The organism is Variovorax sp. LjRoot175, from assembly GCF_964253805.1.
Classification (GTDB): domain Bacteria; phylum Pseudomonadota; class Gammaproteobacteria; order Burkholderiales; family Burkholderiaceae_C; genus Variovorax.
Window position 1 is genome coordinate 4,769,993 of the sequence record NZ_CAXURY020000001.1, and the last position, 15,271, is coordinate 4,785,263.

Here is a 15,271-nt window from a genome sequence, read left to right on the forward strand (position 1 = left end):
TCCCGCCATGGCCACCCGAAGCTCTCCAGCCCTCGGCACATCGACCGGCCGGCGCTGGGCCCTGCTCGGCGCGCTGATCGGTGCGGTGCTGGCGCTCACGGTGTACGCACCGGCGCGCTGGCTGGCCGCCTGGCTGGCGCAGCAGAGCGATGGCCACCTGCAACTGGTCAATGCGCGCGGAACGGTCTGGAACGGCAGCGCGGGTGTCGTGTTCTCCAGCGGCGGGAGCGGCGCCGAATCGATTTCGCTGCCGGGCGCACTGGGCTGGACATTGCGGCCGCGCTGGGACGGCATCGTCGCCGCGCTCGACATCCCTTGCTGCGCGCCGCAAGCGCTGCAGTTCAAGGCGCGCCCGCGGCCCAGCGGACTGCAGCTCGAATGGCGCGACGGCCAGTCCCGCTGGCCCGCCGCGCTGCTCAGCGGTTTCGGCGCGCCCTGGAACACCCTCAAGCCCGAAGGCGTGCTCGACATCTCCATGCAGGCCTTCGCGATGCAATGGAACGGCCCGCAACTGGGCCTCGCCGGCCGCGCCACGCTCGACGCCACCGACATCTCGTCCAGCCTCTCGACGCTCAAGCCGATGGGCAGCTACCGCCTCACGCTCGAGGGCGGGCCGACGCCGACCCTCCTCCTGACCACCCGCGAAGGCAGCCTGCAGCTCAGCGGCAGCGGCCGATGGAACGGAAGTGCGCTGCGCTTCGACGGCGAAGCCAGCGCCGCCCCAGGGCGCGAGGATGCGCTTTCGAACTTGTTGAATATCATCGGGCGACGCGAAGGCGCGCGCTCGCTCATCACATTGGGTTGACCATGAAGCTACAGTCTTCGTACGCGACACGCATCGGCACCATCGCCCTCGCGGCACAGATGCTGATCACCGCCTGCATTCCGGCTGCGTTCGCGCAGGAAGCTGCAGCGCCGCCACGACGCGGCGAGCCGATCACGCTGAACTTCACCAACGCCGAGATCGAATCCGTCGCGCGCACCATGGCGGTCGTAACCGGCCGCGACGTGGTGGTCGACCCGCGCGTGAAGGGCACGATGAACCTGCAGACCGACCGTCCGATCTCCCCGGCCGCGGCCTTCAACCAGTTCGCAGCGGCGCTGCGCCTGCAGGGCTTCGCGGTCGTGCAGTCCGAAGGGCTCTACAAGGTGGTGCCGGAGGCCGACGCCAAGCTGCAGAGCAGCGCGGTCAGCACGTCGACATCCGCCACCTCCAGCCTCTCCGGCAACCAGATCGTCACGCAGGTCTTCAAGCTCAACTACGAGTCGGCCAACAATCTGCTGCCGGTGCTGCGTCCGCTGATCGCGCCCAACAACACGATCAACGTGAACCCCGGCAACAACTCGCTGGTGATCACCGACTACGCCGAGAACATGCGGCGGCTGGCGCGCATCATCGCCGCGCTCGACATGCCGAACGCCTCCGACATCGAGGTCATCCCGTTGAAGCACTCGGTCGCCACCGACCTGGTGCCGGTGCTCACGCGCCTGGTCGAAGGCGGATCCGCCACCGGGCCGGTGCCGGGCGCCGCGCCCGGCACCACCGACGCCTCGTTCCGCACCACGCTCCTGGCCGAGCCGCGCAGCAACGCCATCATCCTGCGCGCGGCCAATCCGGCACGTTCGCAGCTGGTCCGCACGCTGATCGACCGCCTCGACCGCGCCCCGATCGACAGCGGCAACGGCGCGGCCGGCAACATCTACGTCGTCTACCTCAAGAATGCCGACGCGGTGCGGATGGCCATTACCCTGCGCGCCGCGCTCGCGAGCTCGCAGCCGAGCACCACCGGCACGCTGGGCGGCGCTGCCGGCACCCTCAGTACCGCCGGAACTACGCCCGCCGCCCAGCAGCAGCAGCAACAGTTCAGCCAGCTAGGCGCGACGGCGCAAGGCGGGATGAGCGCCGCCACGGCGCCGGTCAGCGGGACGGCGCAGCCCTCCACCGGCGGACAGATCCAGGCCGACCCAGCGACCAACTCGCTGATCATCAGCGCGGCCGAACCGCTCTATCGACAGCTGCGCGCGGTGATCGACCGCCTCGACAGCCGCCGTGCACAGGTGCTGATCGAAAGCCTGATCGTCGAAGTCAATGCCGACAAGGCGGCCGAGTTCGGCATCCAGTGGCAGACCGGCATCGGCAAGAGCGGCGACCGCAACGTGGGCGTCATCGGCACCAACTCGAGCCTCGGCGGCGCCAACATCATCGACCTCGCGGTCGGCCTGGCGACCGGCAATGCCGCGACGCGGCCGTCCAGCGGCATCAACTTCGGCATCGGCCACCGCTACGGCAGCGACGGCCAGTACGTGCTGGGCTTCCTGGCCCGCTTCCTGGCCAGCAACGGCGAGGGCAACGTGCTGTCGACCCCCAATCTGCTGACGCTCGACAACGAGGAAGCCAAGATCGTCGTCGGCCAGAACGTGCCCTTCGTCACCGGCCAGTACACCAGCGCCGGCGGAAATACCAACACCGTCAATCCGTTCCAGACCATCGAGCGCAAGGACGTCGGCCTGACGCTGCGCGTGCGCCCGCAGATCAGCGAGACCGGCACGGTCAAGATGCAGATCTTCCAGGAGGTCTCTAGCGTCGTCGCTTCCACGGTGAACAACCTGAACGGCCCCACGACGAGCAAGCGCGCGATCGAATCGAACGTCCTGGTCGACGACGGCAACATCATCGTGCTCGGCGGCCTGCTGTCCGACGAGTATTCGACCTCCGAGGAAAAAGTGCCCGGCCTGGGCGACATTCCGGTGCTCGGGAACCTGTTCAAGAGCGAAGTCCGCAGCCGCCGCAAGACCAACCTCATGGTGTTCCTGCGGCCCACCGTCGTGCGCGACCAGCTCTCCGGCGACGCGGTCACCGCCGACCGCTACGACGCGTTGCGCGCGCTGCAGCAGAACACGCAACCCTCGACCGACAACCCGATGCTCAATTCGGTGCGCGACTCGGCGATCCTGCCGGCGCTGCCCGACGCCATGCGGGGCGACCCGTCGCGCCGCATCGAGGGCACGCGCCTGATTCCGCCGCCGCTGCCGCCGCAGCACGCACCGCTGCCGCCGGGCCCGATGAAGGGCGCGCTGCCGCCGACCGCCGACCCGTCCACGGCGCGCGAACTGCCTTAAGGATTCTGCCGTGCGCTATCCCCTGCCCTACGCCTTCGCACGCAGCCAGCAACTGCTGCTCGAAGAAACGGACGATGGCGGCTTCACGCTCTGGATGCCCAAAGTGCCACCGCGCAGCGCGCTCGGCGAAGTGGTCCGCAAATACCCGGTCAAGGCCTTCGAGGCGCTGGGGCCCGGTGAGCTGGCCCAGCGCATCAGCGCCGCCTATGCGCAGGGCGAATCGAACGCCGCCGCGGTCGTGAGCGAGGTGCAGGGCGACGCCGACCTTTCGCGCATGATGCAGGAGCTGCCGGCGGTGGAAGACCTGCTGGAAAGCGCCGGCGATGCGCCCATCATCCGCATGCTCAACGCGCTGCTCACGCAGGCGGCGCGCGACGGTGCCAGCGACATCCACATCGAGCCCTATGAGCGGACCTCCGCGGTGCGCTTCCGCATCGACGGCACGCTGCGCGAAGTGGTGCAGCCCAACCGGGCGCTGCATGCGGCGCTGATCTCGCGCCTGAAGATCATGGCCGACCTCGACATCGCCGAGAAGCGGCTGCCGCAGGACGGGCGCATCAGCCTGCGCATCGGCACGCGCGCGGTCGACGTGCGGGTCTCGACCCTGCCCTCGGCGCACGGCGAGCGCGCGGTGCTGCGCCTGCTCGACAAGACCGAAAGCAAGCTCACGCTCGAAGCGGTCGGCATGCAGGGCGACACGCTGGCACGCTTCGAGCACCTCATCAGCCAGCCGCACGGCATCATCCTGGTCACCGGGCCGACCGGCTCGGGCAAGACCACCACGCTCTACGCCGCGCTCAGCCGGCTCGATGCCGGCCGCAGCAACATCATGACGGTCGAGGATCCGATCGAGTACGAGCTGCCGGGCGTCGGCCAGACCCAGGTCAACGCCAAGATCGAGCTGACCTTTGCGAAGGCGCTGCGCGCGATCCTGCGGCAAGACCCGGACGTGATCATGATCGGCGAGATCCGCGATTTCGAGACCGCGCAGATCGCGATCCAGGCCTCGCTCACCGGCCACTTGGTGCTGGCCACGCTGCACACCAACGATTCGGTCAGCGCCGTGACGCGGCTGACCGACATGGGCGTAGAGCCCTTCCTGCTGAGCTCCTCGCTGCTCGGCGTTCTGGCGCAGCGCCTGGTGCGCAGGCTCTGCCCGGTCTGCGCCGTGCCCTCGGCCGCCGGCGACGAGGCCCAGCCCGTGGGCTGCGACGCCTGCGGCCAGACCGGCTACCAGGGCCGCACCGGCATCTTCGAGCTGCTGGTGGCCGACGACACGGTGCAATCGCTGATCCACAACCGCGCGCCCGAAAGCCAGCTCTTCGTGGCGGCCGAACGCGGCGGCCTGCGTTCGATGCGCGAGGACGGCGAACGGCTGGTCAAGACCGGCGTGACTTCGCGCGCCGAGCTGCTGAGGGTGACAAGAGACTGATCCTCAATCCATGACGACGAGATTGCGGGTTTGCGGATCAGTTTCCACCTGCCGCACGCGGCCCGCGTTGTCGAACAGCACCTGAAACTCGCTGAAGCTGCCGAGCCACATGCGCCAGATCGGTGCGTCGAGGTTCGGGTTCTCGCTGCTCATCGGATAGCCCACCGCCATCGCCACCTGCTCGCGCGTCATGCCCTTGGTGACGCGCGCCGACTTGATCGCGTCGCGGATCTTGGGCGGATAGCCGGCGATCTTGCGCGCCGGGTCTTCGCTGACCACATAGCGCTTGGCGAAAGTGCCGAGGTCGAGGTCGCGGCTGTAGTCGTTGCCGATGGCCTGCTTGCCGCCGTTGAGTTCGACCAGCACGCGCATGCGGCCATAGCCCGTGACGCGGGTCGGCGTGCCGGCCGGGATGATCCGCTTACCGCTTTCGGCATAGTTGGCGTCGCTGATCCAGCTGCCATCGGTGCGCATGTTGCAGCACAGAAAGCCGTCGAAAGTGGGCTGGGCCGCGGCGGGAAGAGACAGCGCGCTCAAGAGCGCGGCAACAGCGACAGCAGTGGTACGAGCCGACATGAAGACTCCTCTGTGTGGTGTTGTGGAAGCCGCACGACGAAAAGGCAACGCCAAACGCCGACAATGCGGGCTCGCGCATTTTGTCGCCACTCCCCATGCCCGCCTATTCCTTTGAAGCCATAGACCAATCGGGCCAGCCTCGCAAGGGCGTGCTCGAAGCCGACACCGCGCGCAGCGCCCGCGGGCTGCTGCGTGCGCAAGCGCTGATTCCGCTGTCGGTGACCGCCGTCGGCAGCGTCGAGAGCGGCGCCGCCCCGGACCGGAGCTTGCGCCGCCTGCTCGGCGGCAAGCGCGTCTTCAATTCGACCACCCTCGCGGTCTGGACGCGGCAGATCGCCGGCCTGGTGTCCTCCGGCCTGCCGCTCGAACGCGCGCTCACCGCGCTGACCGACGAGGCCGAGACCGAGCAGCAGCGCAACCTCGTCGCATCCCTGCGCGCCGAGGTCAATGCGGGCTCGCCCTTCGGGCGCGCGCTGGCCCAGCATCCGCGCGAGTTCTCGCCCATCTACACCGCGGTGATCGGCGCCGGCGAGCAGAGCGGCAATCTCGGCCTGGTGCTCGAGCGCCTGGCCGACGACCTCGAACAGCGGCAAGCGCTGCAGCAGAAACTGGTCGGTGCGGCCCTGTACCCGGCGATCGTGACCCTGGTCGCGATCGTGATCGTGATCTTTCTCGTCAGCTACGTGGTGCCGCAGGTGGCCAACGTGTTCGCGGGCACGAAACGGGCGCTGCCCATCCTCACCGTGGCGATGCTGGGCTTAAGCGACTTCGTGCGCAACTACGGCTGGCTGATGCTCGGCGCCATCGTGCTGGCGACCCTCGGCGCGCGCATGGCGCTGGCACGTGCCGCCGTGCGCGAGCGCTTCGACGCCGCCTGGCTCGAGTTGCCGCTGGTCGGCCGGCTGTCCCGCGGCTACAACGCGGCGCGCTTCGCGAGCACGCTCGCGATGCTGGCCACGGCCGGCGTGCCCATCCTGCGCGCGCTGCAGGCCGCGTCCGAAACGCTGAGCAACCGCGCCATGCGCGCCGACGCGCTCGATGCGCTGGTGCTGGTGCGCGAAGGCGCACCGCTCGCTTCCGCGCTGGCACAAAAGAAAAGATTCCCCGGCATCGTCGCGATGTTCGCGCGCCTCGGCGAACAGACCGGCACCCTGCCGCTGATGCTGCAGCGCGCGGCGTCCCAGCTGGGCGCCGAGGTGCAACGCCGCGCGATGCACCTGGCGACCATCCTCGAGCCTCTGCTGATCGTGGCGATGGGCGGCGTCGTCATGCTGATCGTGCTGGCGGTGTTGATGCCGATCATCCAACTCAATCAGTTCGTGAAGTAGCCGCCTATGCCCGTGTCCTTGGACGACAAGCTGGTAGTCGCCATCTCGTCCCGCGCCCTCTTCAACCTCGAAGAGGAGAACCGGATTTTCGAATCCGGCGACGACGCGGGCTACATGAAGCTCCAGCTCGAACGGCTCGACGTACCGGCCCAGCCCGGCATCGCCTACTCGCTGGTGCGCAAGCTGCTGCGCTTCAACGACGACGGCATGCAGCGCGTCGAGGTCGTGATCCTCTCGCGCAACGATCCGGTCTCGGGCATGCGCGTGTTCCGCTCGGGCGTGGCCAACGGCATCTCGCTGCAGCGCGGCGTGTTCACGCAGGGCCGCCCGCCCTTCGGCTATCTGCGGCCGCTGCGCGCGCACCTGTTCCTCTCGGTCAATGCCGAGGACGTGCGCGAAGCGCTCAACGCGGGCTTCCCGGCCGCGCGCGTGCTGGTCGAGTCGGTGCATGCGAGCGATGCCTATCCCAACGAGGTGCGCATCGCCTTCGACGGCGACGCGGTGCTCTTCAGCGACGAGGCCGAGCGCGTGTACCAGGCCGAGGGGCTCGACGCCTTCCAGCTGCACGAATCCAGCAAGGCCCAGCTGCCGCTGCCCGAGGGGCCGTTCAAGCCGCTGCTCACCGCACTGCATCGGCTTCAGCTCGCGAGCAATCCCAGCATGCGCATCCGTACCGCGCTGGTCACGGCACGCAGCGCGCCGGCGCACGAGCGCGCGATCCGCACGCTGATGAACTGGAACATCAAGGTCGACGAAGCCATGTTCCTCGGCGGCCTGCCCAAGGGCGAATTCCTGCGCGAATTCGAACCCGACTTCTTCTTCGACGACCAGACCGGCCACGTGGACGCGGCTGCACGCCATGTGCCTTCGGGTCACGTGGCGAGCGGCATCAGCAACCTGCGCTGATCGGGCGCTTCAGCGCCGTTTAAGAATGCGGCGCGCCCGGGCGCTACGATGAGCGCAAAGGCGCCGCTTCGCGCGCCAGCCAACCCACGCTCATCCCATGACCACTCCCAACGGTTCCACGAGCCTGCTCTCGACGCTGCGCCGCATCGGCGCGCTGGCAGCGCCCTACTTCCACTCCGAAGAAAAATGGAGGGCGCGCGGGCTTCTTGCGACGATCGTGGCGCTCAATCTCGGCACGGTCTACATGCTGGTGCTGAACAACCAGTGGTTCGCACGCTTTTACGACGCGCTGCAGAACAAGGACCAGGCGGTGTTCTGGAGAGAGATCGTCTTTTTCTGCTGGATCGCGGCCGGCTATATCGTGATCGCCATCTTCAAGTTCTATCTGACGCAGCTCCTGCAGCTGCGCTGGCGCGCCTGGATGACGCGCAGCTATCTCGCGCGCTGGATGGCCGACCGGACCTTCTACCGCCTCGAACTCGCGCGCTACGGGCAACAGGACGGCCAGACGCCCGACAACCCCGACCAGCGCATCCAGGAAGACATGCAGCTCTTCACCGACTACACGATGACGCTGTCGATGGGCCTGCTCAATGCGGTGGTGACCCTGGTGAGCTTCATCGGCATCCTCTGGGCGCTCAGCGGCGTGGTCAGCGTCCCACTCTTCGGCAGCAGCTATACGGTGCCGGGCTCGATGGTCTGGATTGCGCTGGCCTACTGCGCAGCCGGTACCGTGATCACGCACTTCATCGGGCGCCCGCTGATCGGCCTGAACTTCCAGCAGCAGCGCTACGAGGCCGACTTCCGGCACCATCTGATGCGGGTTCGCGAATACAGCGAGGCCATTGCGCTCGACCGCGGCGAACAGGTCGAACACGGCCAGCTCCAGCTGCGCTTCGGCTCGGTGCTGAAGAACTACCTGAAGTTGATCGGCAAGCAGAAGAACCTGGTTGCCTTCACGGCCTCCTTTGGGCAAGCCTCGGTGATCTTCGCCTTCATCGTGCAGGCGCCGCGCTTCTTCAGCGGCGCCATCCAACTCGGCCAGCTGATGCAGGTCAATTCGGCCTTCGGACGCGTGCAGGATTCGCTCAGCTGGTTCGTCGACAACTACGACCGCGTCGCCGTCTGGCGCGCCACCGCGGACCGGCTCACCTCCTTCGAGACCGCGATGCGCGCCCATGCCGGCGCGGCCAGCGCGGTGGAGCGCGCGCCCGCCGGCGGCGACGAAGGCTTGCGCGTCGACGACCTCACGGTTGCGCTGCCGGGCGGAACGTCGTTGATCCAGAATGCTGCGCTCATGGTCAAGCCCGGCGACAGCGTGCTCCTGCAAGGCCCCTCGGGCAGCGGCAAGTCGACGCTGTTCCGCGCCTTCGCCGGTATCTGGCCCTTTGCCCGCGGCCGCGTGTCGATGCCCGAGAACGCGATGTTCATCCCGCAGCGGCCTTATGTGCCCGACGGCCGCCTGCGCGACGCGCTGGCCTATCCGCAGCCGGCGAGCGAATACAGCGACGCGCAGCTGAAGCAGGCGCTCGAGGATGCCCTGCTGCCAGACCTGGCCGACCGCCTGGACGACAGCGATGCATGGACACAGAAGCTTTCCGGCGGCGAACAGCAGCGCCTGGCGATCGCGCGCGTGCTGCTCAAGAAGCCGGCCTGGCTGTTTGCCGACGAGGCCACAAGCGCGCTCGATGCGCAGGCCGAGGAGACGCTCTACAAGCGCCTGGCAGAAGGCGTGCGCTCGGCGGGCGGGGCGATGGTGTCGATCGCGCACCGCGCCTCGGCGGCGGCTTTCCACGACAAGCGCTGGACCCTGGTGCCGGCGCCCGAAGGCGCAGGCGCGCGCTACCGGCTCGAGGCGGCGTAGCGCTCCCATCCCCGCGCGCGCAGCTCGCAGGCCGGGCAGCCGCCGCAGCCGTAGCCCCAGGGATGGCGCTGCGTGCGGTCGCCGAGGTAGCAGGTGTGCGTGTCCTCGACGATCAGCTCGACAAGCGGCTCGCCGCCCAGCCGGTGCGCCATGGCCCAGGTCGCGGCCTTGTCGATCCACATCAACGGCGTCTCGATCACGAAACGCCGATCCATGCCGAGCGAGAGCGCGAGCTGCATCGCCTTCATGGTGTCGTCGCGGCAATCGGGATAGCCCGAGAAATCGGTCTCGCACACGCCGGTGACGATCACCTCCAGCCCGCGCCGGTAGGCCAGCGCGCCGGCCAGCGTGAGGAACAGCAGGTTGCGGCCGGGCACGAACGTGTTGGGCAAGCCGTTGGCCTGCATCTCGAAGGCGATGTCCTGCGTGAGCGATGAACTGCTCACCTGGCCAAGCACGTCGACGTTCAACAGGTGGTCTTCACCCAGCCGCGGCGCCCAATGCGGGAAGCGCGCGCGCAGGTGCGCCAGCACGGTGGTGCGCGCCTCGAGCTCGACGCGGTGGCGCTGCCCGTAGTCGAAGCCGATGGTCTCGACGCGCTCGTATTTGGCCAGCGCCTCGGCCAGGCAGGTGGTGGAGTCCTGGCCGCCGGAGAAGAGGACTAGGGCGGTGGTGTGCATGGGGGTGGTCGGCGTGTCGGGCGAGGGTTCAAGTTTGTCAGGGCCGGCCTTCCAGCAAGGTCTTGACCTGGCGAGACGTCACGTGTGGCGTGTGGGACGGCAAGACGAAGATCCAGAAACCCGCCTTCTTTCGCATCAGCAAGTGCCGCCCATCATCAGAGACCGGTCCTGAAGCCCCGGGGCGGCAGGGGGCGCGCACGCGTTCGGCTTTTTGCTGCAGAAGGGCATCGAACTTCATAGAAAACGCTCCAGCAACTTGCGCGACCCCCGGTCCAGCGCCCTCACATCGGGAATGCGGAACTGCACGCCGTGCGCGCTCGCGATCAGCAACGCACCGCCTTCGAGCCGGCGGATGTCTTCTTCGGCCTTGAGCACGAAACTGGTCTCGCCGCGGTCGGTGCTCACCTGCCAGGTGCTGGGCACGCCGAAGCTCGACACCTTGTGCAGCTTCCGCAAGGTGGGCGCGAAGTCGCGCGCGGCCAAGTCCTGCGCGAGCAAGGCGCGTACTTCTTCGGGCAAGTCATCGACGCACTCGATCCAGAGCAGCTCGCGGCCGTCGCCGCCGACCAGCGACAGGCCATCGCCCGGCGCGCTGAGCGGGAAGGCGCGCACCGGCACCACGCCGGCATGGCGGACGCCCTCGGCGTCGACCACCACCAATCGGCCGAAGCCGTCACGTTCCAATTGGCAATCGTTCATGCCTCACCCGCCGGATGCGCCGCATGGCCGCCAAGCACCAGCGCGACCGAGGCGCGCTCGGCCGCGAAGCCTGGGCTTTCGTCGTCGGCCTGGCGCAGCTGCGCCTGGTAGAGCCGCCAGTAGGCGCCCTGCTTTTCCATCAGCGCGTCGTGCGGGCCGACCTCGACGATCTCGCCGCGGTCCATCACGACCAGCCGGTCGGCCTTGCGCAGCGTGGAAAGCCGGTGCGCGATGGCGATGGTGGTGCGGCCCTGCACCAGGTTGTCGAGCGCCTTCTGGATTTCCTTCTCGGTTTCGGTGTCGACCGCCGAGGTGGCCTCGTCGAGGATCAGGATGCGCGGGTCGATCAGCAAGGCGCGCGCAATGCTGATGCGCTGCCGCTCGCCGCCCGACAAACCCTGCCCGCGCTCGCCGACCAGCGAGTCGTAGCCGTGCGCGAGCCGCAGGATGAAGTCGTGCGCATGGGCGGCGCGCGCGGCGGCCACGATCTCCTCGCGCGTGGCTTCGGGCTTGCCGTAGGCGATGTTCTGGGCAATGGTGCCGAAGAACAGGAAGGGCTCCTGCAGCACCAGCCCGACGTGGCGCCGGTAGTCGGCCACCGCGAAGCGGCGGATGTCGGTGCCGTCGACCAGGATGGCGCCGTCGGTCACGTCGTAGAAGCGGCAGATCAGGTTGACCAGCGTGCTCTTGCCCGAGCCGCTGTGGCCGACGAGGCCGATCATCTCGCCCGGCTCGATCACGAGGTCGAGGTCGCGGATCACGGCCCGGCTGCCGTAGCGGAAGCCGACGTCGGCCATCTCGATGCGCCCCTGCACTCGCTCGACCTTCACCGGGTTCGCCGGCTCCGGCACGTTGCTCACATGGTCGAGGATGTCGAAGATGCGCTTGGCGCCAGCCGCCGCCTTCTGCGTGACCGAGACGATGCGGCTCATCGAATCGAGCCGCGTGTAGAAGCGCCCGATGTAGGCGATGAAGGCGGTGAGCACGCCGACCGTGATGCGGCCGCGTGCCACCTGCCAGATGCCGAAGCCCCAGACCACCAGCAGGCCGATTTCGGTGAGCAGCGACACGCTGGGCGTGAACAGCGACCAGGTCTTGTTGAGCTTGTCGTTGACCTGCAGGTTGTAGGCATTGGCGGCGTGGAAGCGGCTGGCCTCGCGCTTTTCCTGCGCGAAGGCCTTGACCACGCGGATCCCGGGGATGGTGTCGGCCAGCACGTTGGTCACCTCGCTCCAGACGCGGTCGATCTTCTCGAAGCCGGTGCGCAGCCGGTCGCGCACCACGTGGATCATCCAGGCGATGAAGGGCAGCGGCACCAGCGTGACCACGGCCAAGAGCGGATTGATCGAGACCAGGATCACGGCGGTCATGGCGATCATCAGCACGTCGGTCAGGAAGTCCAACGCATGCAACGAGAGGAAAACGTTGATGCGATCGGTCTCCGAGCCGATGCGCGCCATCAGGTCGCCGGTGCGCTTGCCGCCGAAGTAATCGAGCGGCAAGGTGAGCAAGTGTTCGTAAGTGGTGGTGCGCAGGTCGGCGCCGATGCGCTCCGAAACCAGCGCCAGCAGGTAGGTGCGGGCCCAGCCCAGCGCCCAGCCGGCCAGCGCCGCGGCCAGCAGCGCGCCAAGGAACATCGCGACCTTGCCGAAGGCGATCTGCTGGCCGTTCTGGAACGGGATCAGGATGTCGTCCATCAGCGGAATGGTCAGGTAGGGCGGCACCAGCGTGGCGGCGGTCGAGGCCAGGGTGAGCAGGAAGCCGGCGATCAGCTGCTTGCGGTAGGGCTTGGCGAAGCGGCCCAGCCGCAGCAGGACCCAGGTCGAAGGCGGGGTCTGGAGCTCGGGCTCGGCGAGCGCCGCCTCGTCCGCCTCGGCGGCCACCGCTGTCGCCTGCGCGACTCCGGCCGCCTGCTGGCCGAACAGCTTCTGCAGCCGCAGCGCGACCGCCTGGTGGCGCAGGGTGTAGCGCCAGCGCGCCAGCCGCCCGCGGGCGTCCAGCAGGTCGAGGGTGCCGATGCCGGCATGGTCGGCCAGTTGCAGGTCCAGCCCCGGCGCGCCGAGCGGCCATTCGGCCCAGGCGCCTTCGGAATTGCGGGCCAGCAGGCGCCGATCGGTCAGCGCCAGCAGGCCGGAAGCAAACCGAAGTTCGCCATCGAGGTCAACCGGCACGGTCGCCAGAACGTTTTCCGCGGCTCTGAGCCGGCTTTTCAGAGCCTCTGAGGCCTCCTCTTCTTCGCCCCCCGGGGTGCCGACTGGATCGTGATGTTGCATTGTGTTTCTGTGTCTCTGGCCCGCGAAGGGGCCCTTCATGGCGCCTGCCGGGCGCCGATTCTGACCGATGACCATGGGCGCGCTTGAAGTCAGCCCCGTGCTCGGCCAAAGCACAACGAACGTTCTCATGACCCGTTTCGACGACATCCGCCTGCTGCGCGTCAACTATTTGCGCGGTCCCAACCTCTGGACCTACCGGCCCGTGCTGGAAGTCTGGCTCGACCTCGGCGCGCTCGAGGACTACCCCTCCAACAAGATCGACGGCTTCACCGACCGCCTGACCACGCTGCTGCCGGCCCTGATCGAGCACCACTGCGGCGTCGGCGAGCGCGGCGGCTTCATCCAGCGCCTGACCGAGGGCACCTGGTCGGGCCACGTGCTGGAGCACGTCGTGATCGAGCTGCTCAACCTGGCCGGCATGCCGACCGGTTTCGGCCAGACGCGCAGCACCTCCAAGTACGGTGTCTACCGCATGGTGTTCCGCGCGCGCGACGAGCAGGTCGCCCGCGTCGCCCTGGCCGAGGGCCACCGGCTCTTGATGGCGGCCATCAACAACGATCCCTTCGACGCCGCCGGCGTGCAGCGCGCGGTCGATGCGGTCAAGGCCAAGGTCGAGGACTGCTACCTCGGCCCGAGCACCGCCTGCATCGTCGGCGCCGCCACCGACCGCGGCATTCCGCACATGCGGCTCAACAGCGGCAACCTGGTGCAGCTCGGCTACGGCGCCAACCAGCAGCGCATCTGGACCGCCGAGACCGACTACACCAGCGCAATCGGCGAATCGATCGCCAGCGACAAGGAGCTCACCAAGTCGCTCCTGGCCGGCTGCGGCGTGCCGGTGCCCGAAGGCCAGGTGGTGGCCAACGCGCAGGAAGCCTGGGAAGCCGCCGAAGACATCGGCCTGCCGGTGGTGGTCAAGCCCTCGGACGCCAACCACGGCCGCGGCGTCTCGCTGGAGTTGAATACCCGCGAGGAAGTGGAAGCCGCCTTCGCCGTCGCCGAGCCCGAGGGCAGCGACGTGATGGTCGAGCGCTTCATCCGCGGCCACGAGCACCGCCTGCTGGTGGTCGGCGGCCAGGTGGTCGCTGCCGCGCGCGGCGAGATCATCACGGTGACCGGCGACGGCACGTCGACCGTGGCCCAGCTGATCGAGAGCCAGCTCAACAGCGATCCGCGGCGCGGCGCCGAAGAAGAATTCCCGCTCGACGTGATCGACATCGCGACCGACGCCAAGCTGCAGCTCGAACTCAAGCGCCAGGAGCTGGACGCGGCCGCCGTGCCCGCCGCTAGCCGAGTCGTCACGATCCAGCGCAACGGCAACATGGCCATCGACTGCACCGATCATGTGCATCCCGAAGTCGCGCATGCGGCCGTGCTGGCGGCCCGCGTGGTCGGCCTCGACATCGCCGGCGTCGACCTGGTGGCCCAGGACATCGGCCGCCCCCTGGCGCAGCAAGGCGGCGCCATCGTCGAAGTCAACGCCGGCCCCGGCCTGCTGATGCACCTGAAGCCGGCCGTCGGCTCGCCGCGGCCGGTGGGCCGCGCGATCTGCGACCACCTCTTTCCCGACGACGCGCCGGGCCGCATCCCCGTGGTCGGCGTGGCCGGCTCGCGCGGCACCGCCGTGCTCTCGCGCCTGGTCGCCTGGCTCGTCGGGCTGGGCGGGCGCCATACCGGCCTGGCCTGCCGCGACGGCCTGTTCCTCGAGCGCCGCCGCGTCGATGCGCGCGACAGCGCCACCTGGGAAGCCGGCCGCCGCCTGCTGGTGAACCGCGCCGTGCAGGCAGTCGTGATCGAGAACGGCGCCCAGACCATCCTGCGCGACGGCCTGGCCTACGACCGCTGCGAGGTCGGCATCGTGACCGATCTCGATGGCGCCGAAGACCTGGCGGAGTTCGACATCACCGAGAGCGACCAGATGGTCAGGGTGCTGCGCACCCAGGTCGATGTGGTGCTGCCCGAAGGCACTGCGGTGCTGAATGCGGCGGACATGCGCGTCGCGGGCCTCGCGCCGCTGTGCGATGGCGATGTGATCCTCTATTCGGTCGACCCGCAAGCCGAGGCGCTGGCCAAGCACCAGAGCGCCGGCGGCAAGGCCGTGCTGGTGCGGCAGGACCGCGTGGTGCTGGCCAACGGCAGCAGCGAGTCCTTCCTGCCCGGCCTCGGCCGGCTGACCATCTGGCGCGCCACGCATGCGGGCGTCGGCCTCGAGAGCCTGCTGGCCGCGGTCGCCGCGGCCTGGGCCCTGGGCATTCCGCTGAGCCTGATCGGCGCCGGCGTCGAAGCCTTCGAAGCCGACCTGCAGGCGGCGCTCGCCTCGCTGCAGCTGTCCCAAACCCTGCTTTCGCCCGAACCCCAACTGGCCTGACCGGCGCAACCCTCAGGTTCGCCGG

The 15,271-nt window shown here is 68.6% G+C and carries 12 protein-coding genes; 7 read left to right on the forward strand and 5 right to left on the reverse strand.

What is annotated here, in order from left to right:
- The first annotated feature begins 7 nt into the window (after positions 1–7).
- The 3 genes from gspN to gspE are packed head-to-tail and all read left to right on the forward strand — an operon-like array spanning position 8 to position 4,552.
- Entirely contained in the window at positions 8–805 is a 798-nt protein-coding gene (gene gspN, locus ACSQ89_RS23805) for a type II secretion system protein N (protein ID WP_436293512.1), read from the forward strand.
- 2 nt (positions 806–807) lie between these two features.
- A complete protein-coding gene (gene gspD, locus ACSQ89_RS23810; RefSeq protein WP_436293511.1) occupies positions 808–3,120 on the forward strand; it encodes a type II secretion system secretin GspD in 2,313 nt (770 codons plus the stop codon).
- Positions 3,121–3,130: 10 nt separating this feature from the next.
- Positions 3,131–4,552: a type II secretion system ATPase GspE gene (gene gspE / locus ACSQ89_RS23815; protein ID WP_093109668.1), complete on the forward strand. Its 1,422-nt coding sequence runs from the start codon at positions 3,131–3,133 to the stop codon at positions 4,550–4,552.
- A gap of 3 nt (positions 4,553–4,555) precedes the next feature.
- On the opposite strand, the gene ACSQ89_RS23820 is transcribed toward gspE, so the two are convergent.
- Entirely contained in the window at positions 4,556–5,128 is a 573-nt protein-coding gene (locus tag ACSQ89_RS23820) for a hypothetical protein (RefSeq protein ID WP_436293510.1), read from the reverse strand.
- Between the two features lie 95 nt (positions 5,129–5,223).
- Between ACSQ89_RS23820 and gspF the strand changes: the two genes are divergently transcribed.
- From gspF to ACSQ89_RS23835, 3 genes are all read left to right on the forward strand, one after another.
- Positions 5,224–6,456 (forward strand): type II secretion system inner membrane protein GspF, encoded by a 1,233-nt coding sequence (gene gspF, locus ACSQ89_RS23825; RefSeq protein WP_436293509.1) that lies wholly within the window; start codon positions 5,224–5,226, stop codon positions 6,454–6,456.
- 6 nt (positions 6,457–6,462) lie between these two features.
- Positions 6,463–7,362 (forward strand): 5'-nucleotidase, encoded by a 900-nt coding sequence (locus ACSQ89_RS23830; RefSeq protein ID WP_093109670.1) that lies wholly within the window; start codon positions 6,463–6,465, stop codon positions 7,360–7,362.
- Positions 7,363–7,459: 97 nt separating this feature from the next.
- Positions 7,460–9,226 (forward strand): ABC transporter ATP-binding protein/permease, encoded by a 1,767-nt coding sequence (locus ACSQ89_RS23835; RefSeq protein ID WP_436293508.1) that lies wholly within the window; start codon positions 7,460–7,462, stop codon positions 9,224–9,226.
- On the opposite strand, the gene queC is transcribed toward ACSQ89_RS23835, so the two are convergent.
- From queC to ACSQ89_RS23855, 4 genes are read right to left on the reverse strand one after another with little or no spacing between them, the layout of a single operon-like run.
- Entirely contained in the window at positions 9,205–9,906 is a 702-nt protein-coding gene (queC, locus tag ACSQ89_RS23840; RefSeq protein ID WP_436293507.1) for a 7-cyano-7-deazaguanine synthase QueC, read from the reverse strand. The two genes, ACSQ89_RS23835 and queC, sit on opposite strands and share 22 nt — an antisense overlap.
- A gap of 37 nt (positions 9,907–9,943) precedes the next feature.
- The gene (locus ACSQ89_RS23845; RefSeq protein ID WP_436293506.1) at positions 9,944–10,144 is read right to left on the reverse strand and encodes a hypothetical protein; all 201 of its coding nucleotides are present in this window, start codon (positions 10,142–10,144) and stop codon (positions 9,944–9,946) included.
- Entirely contained in the window at positions 10,141–10,605 is a 465-nt protein-coding gene (locus ACSQ89_RS23850) for a DUF1854 domain-containing protein (protein ID WP_436293505.1), read from the reverse strand. The genes ACSQ89_RS23845 and ACSQ89_RS23850 overlap by 4 nt, the downstream gene beginning before the upstream one ends.
- The gene (locus tag ACSQ89_RS23855) at positions 10,602–12,878 is read right to left on the reverse strand and encodes an ABC transporter ATP-binding protein (RefSeq protein ID WP_436293504.1); all 2,277 of its coding nucleotides are present in this window, start codon (positions 12,876–12,878) and stop codon (positions 10,602–10,604) included. Before ACSQ89_RS23855 ends, ACSQ89_RS23850 begins: the two co-directional genes overlap by 4 nt.
- Before the next feature lie 127 nt (positions 12,879–13,005).
- On the opposite strand from ACSQ89_RS23855, the gene ACSQ89_RS23860 reads away from it, so the two are divergent.
- Positions 13,006–15,246: a cyanophycin synthetase gene (locus ACSQ89_RS23860; protein WP_244503976.1), complete on the forward strand. Its 2,241-nt coding sequence runs from the start codon at positions 13,006–13,008 to the stop codon at positions 15,244–15,246.
- The last annotated feature ends 25 nt before the right edge of the window (positions 15,247–15,271 follow it).

Bases quoted from the DNA above. Each gene is read 5' to 3' on its own strand.
- ACSQ89_RS23860 (WP_244503976.1), top strand. From the start codon at position 13,006: ATGACCCGTTTCGACGACATCCGCCTGCTGCGCGTCAACTATTTGCGC.
- gspF (WP_436293509.1), top strand. From the start codon at position 5,224: ATGCCCGCCTATTCCTTTGAAGCCATAGACCAATCGGGCCAGCCTCGC.
- queC (WP_436293507.1), bottom strand. From the start codon at position 9,906: ATGCACACCACCGCCCTAGTCCTCTTCTCCGGCGGCCAGGACTCCACC.
- ACSQ89_RS23850 (WP_436293505.1), bottom strand. From the start codon at position 10,605: ATGAACGATTGCCAATTGGAACGTGACGGCTTCGGCCGATTGGTGGTG.
- ACSQ89_RS23845 (WP_436293506.1), bottom strand. From the start codon at position 10,144: ATGAAGTTCGATGCCCTTCTGCAGCAAAAAGCCGAACGCGTGCGCGCC.
- gspN (WP_436293512.1), top strand. From the start codon at position 8: ATGGCCACCCGAAGCTCTCCAGCCCTCGGCACATCGACCGGCCGGCGC.
- ACSQ89_RS23855 (WP_436293504.1), bottom strand. From the start codon at position 12,878: ATGCAACATCACGATCCAGTCGGCACCCCGGGGGGCGAAGAAGAGGAG.
- ACSQ89_RS23830 (WP_093109670.1), top strand. From the start codon at position 6,463: ATGCCCGTGTCCTTGGACGACAAGCTGGTAGTCGCCATCTCGTCCCGC.
- ACSQ89_RS23820 (WP_436293510.1), bottom strand. From the start codon at position 5,128: ATGTCGGCTCGTACCACTGCTGTCGCTGTTGCCGCGCTCTTGAGCGCG.
- ACSQ89_RS23835 (WP_436293508.1), top strand. From the start codon at position 7,460: ATGACCACTCCCAACGGTTCCACGAGCCTGCTCTCGACGCTGCGCCGC.
- gspD (WP_436293511.1), top strand. From the start codon at position 808: ATGAAGCTACAGTCTTCGTACGCGACACGCATCGGCACCATCGCCCTC.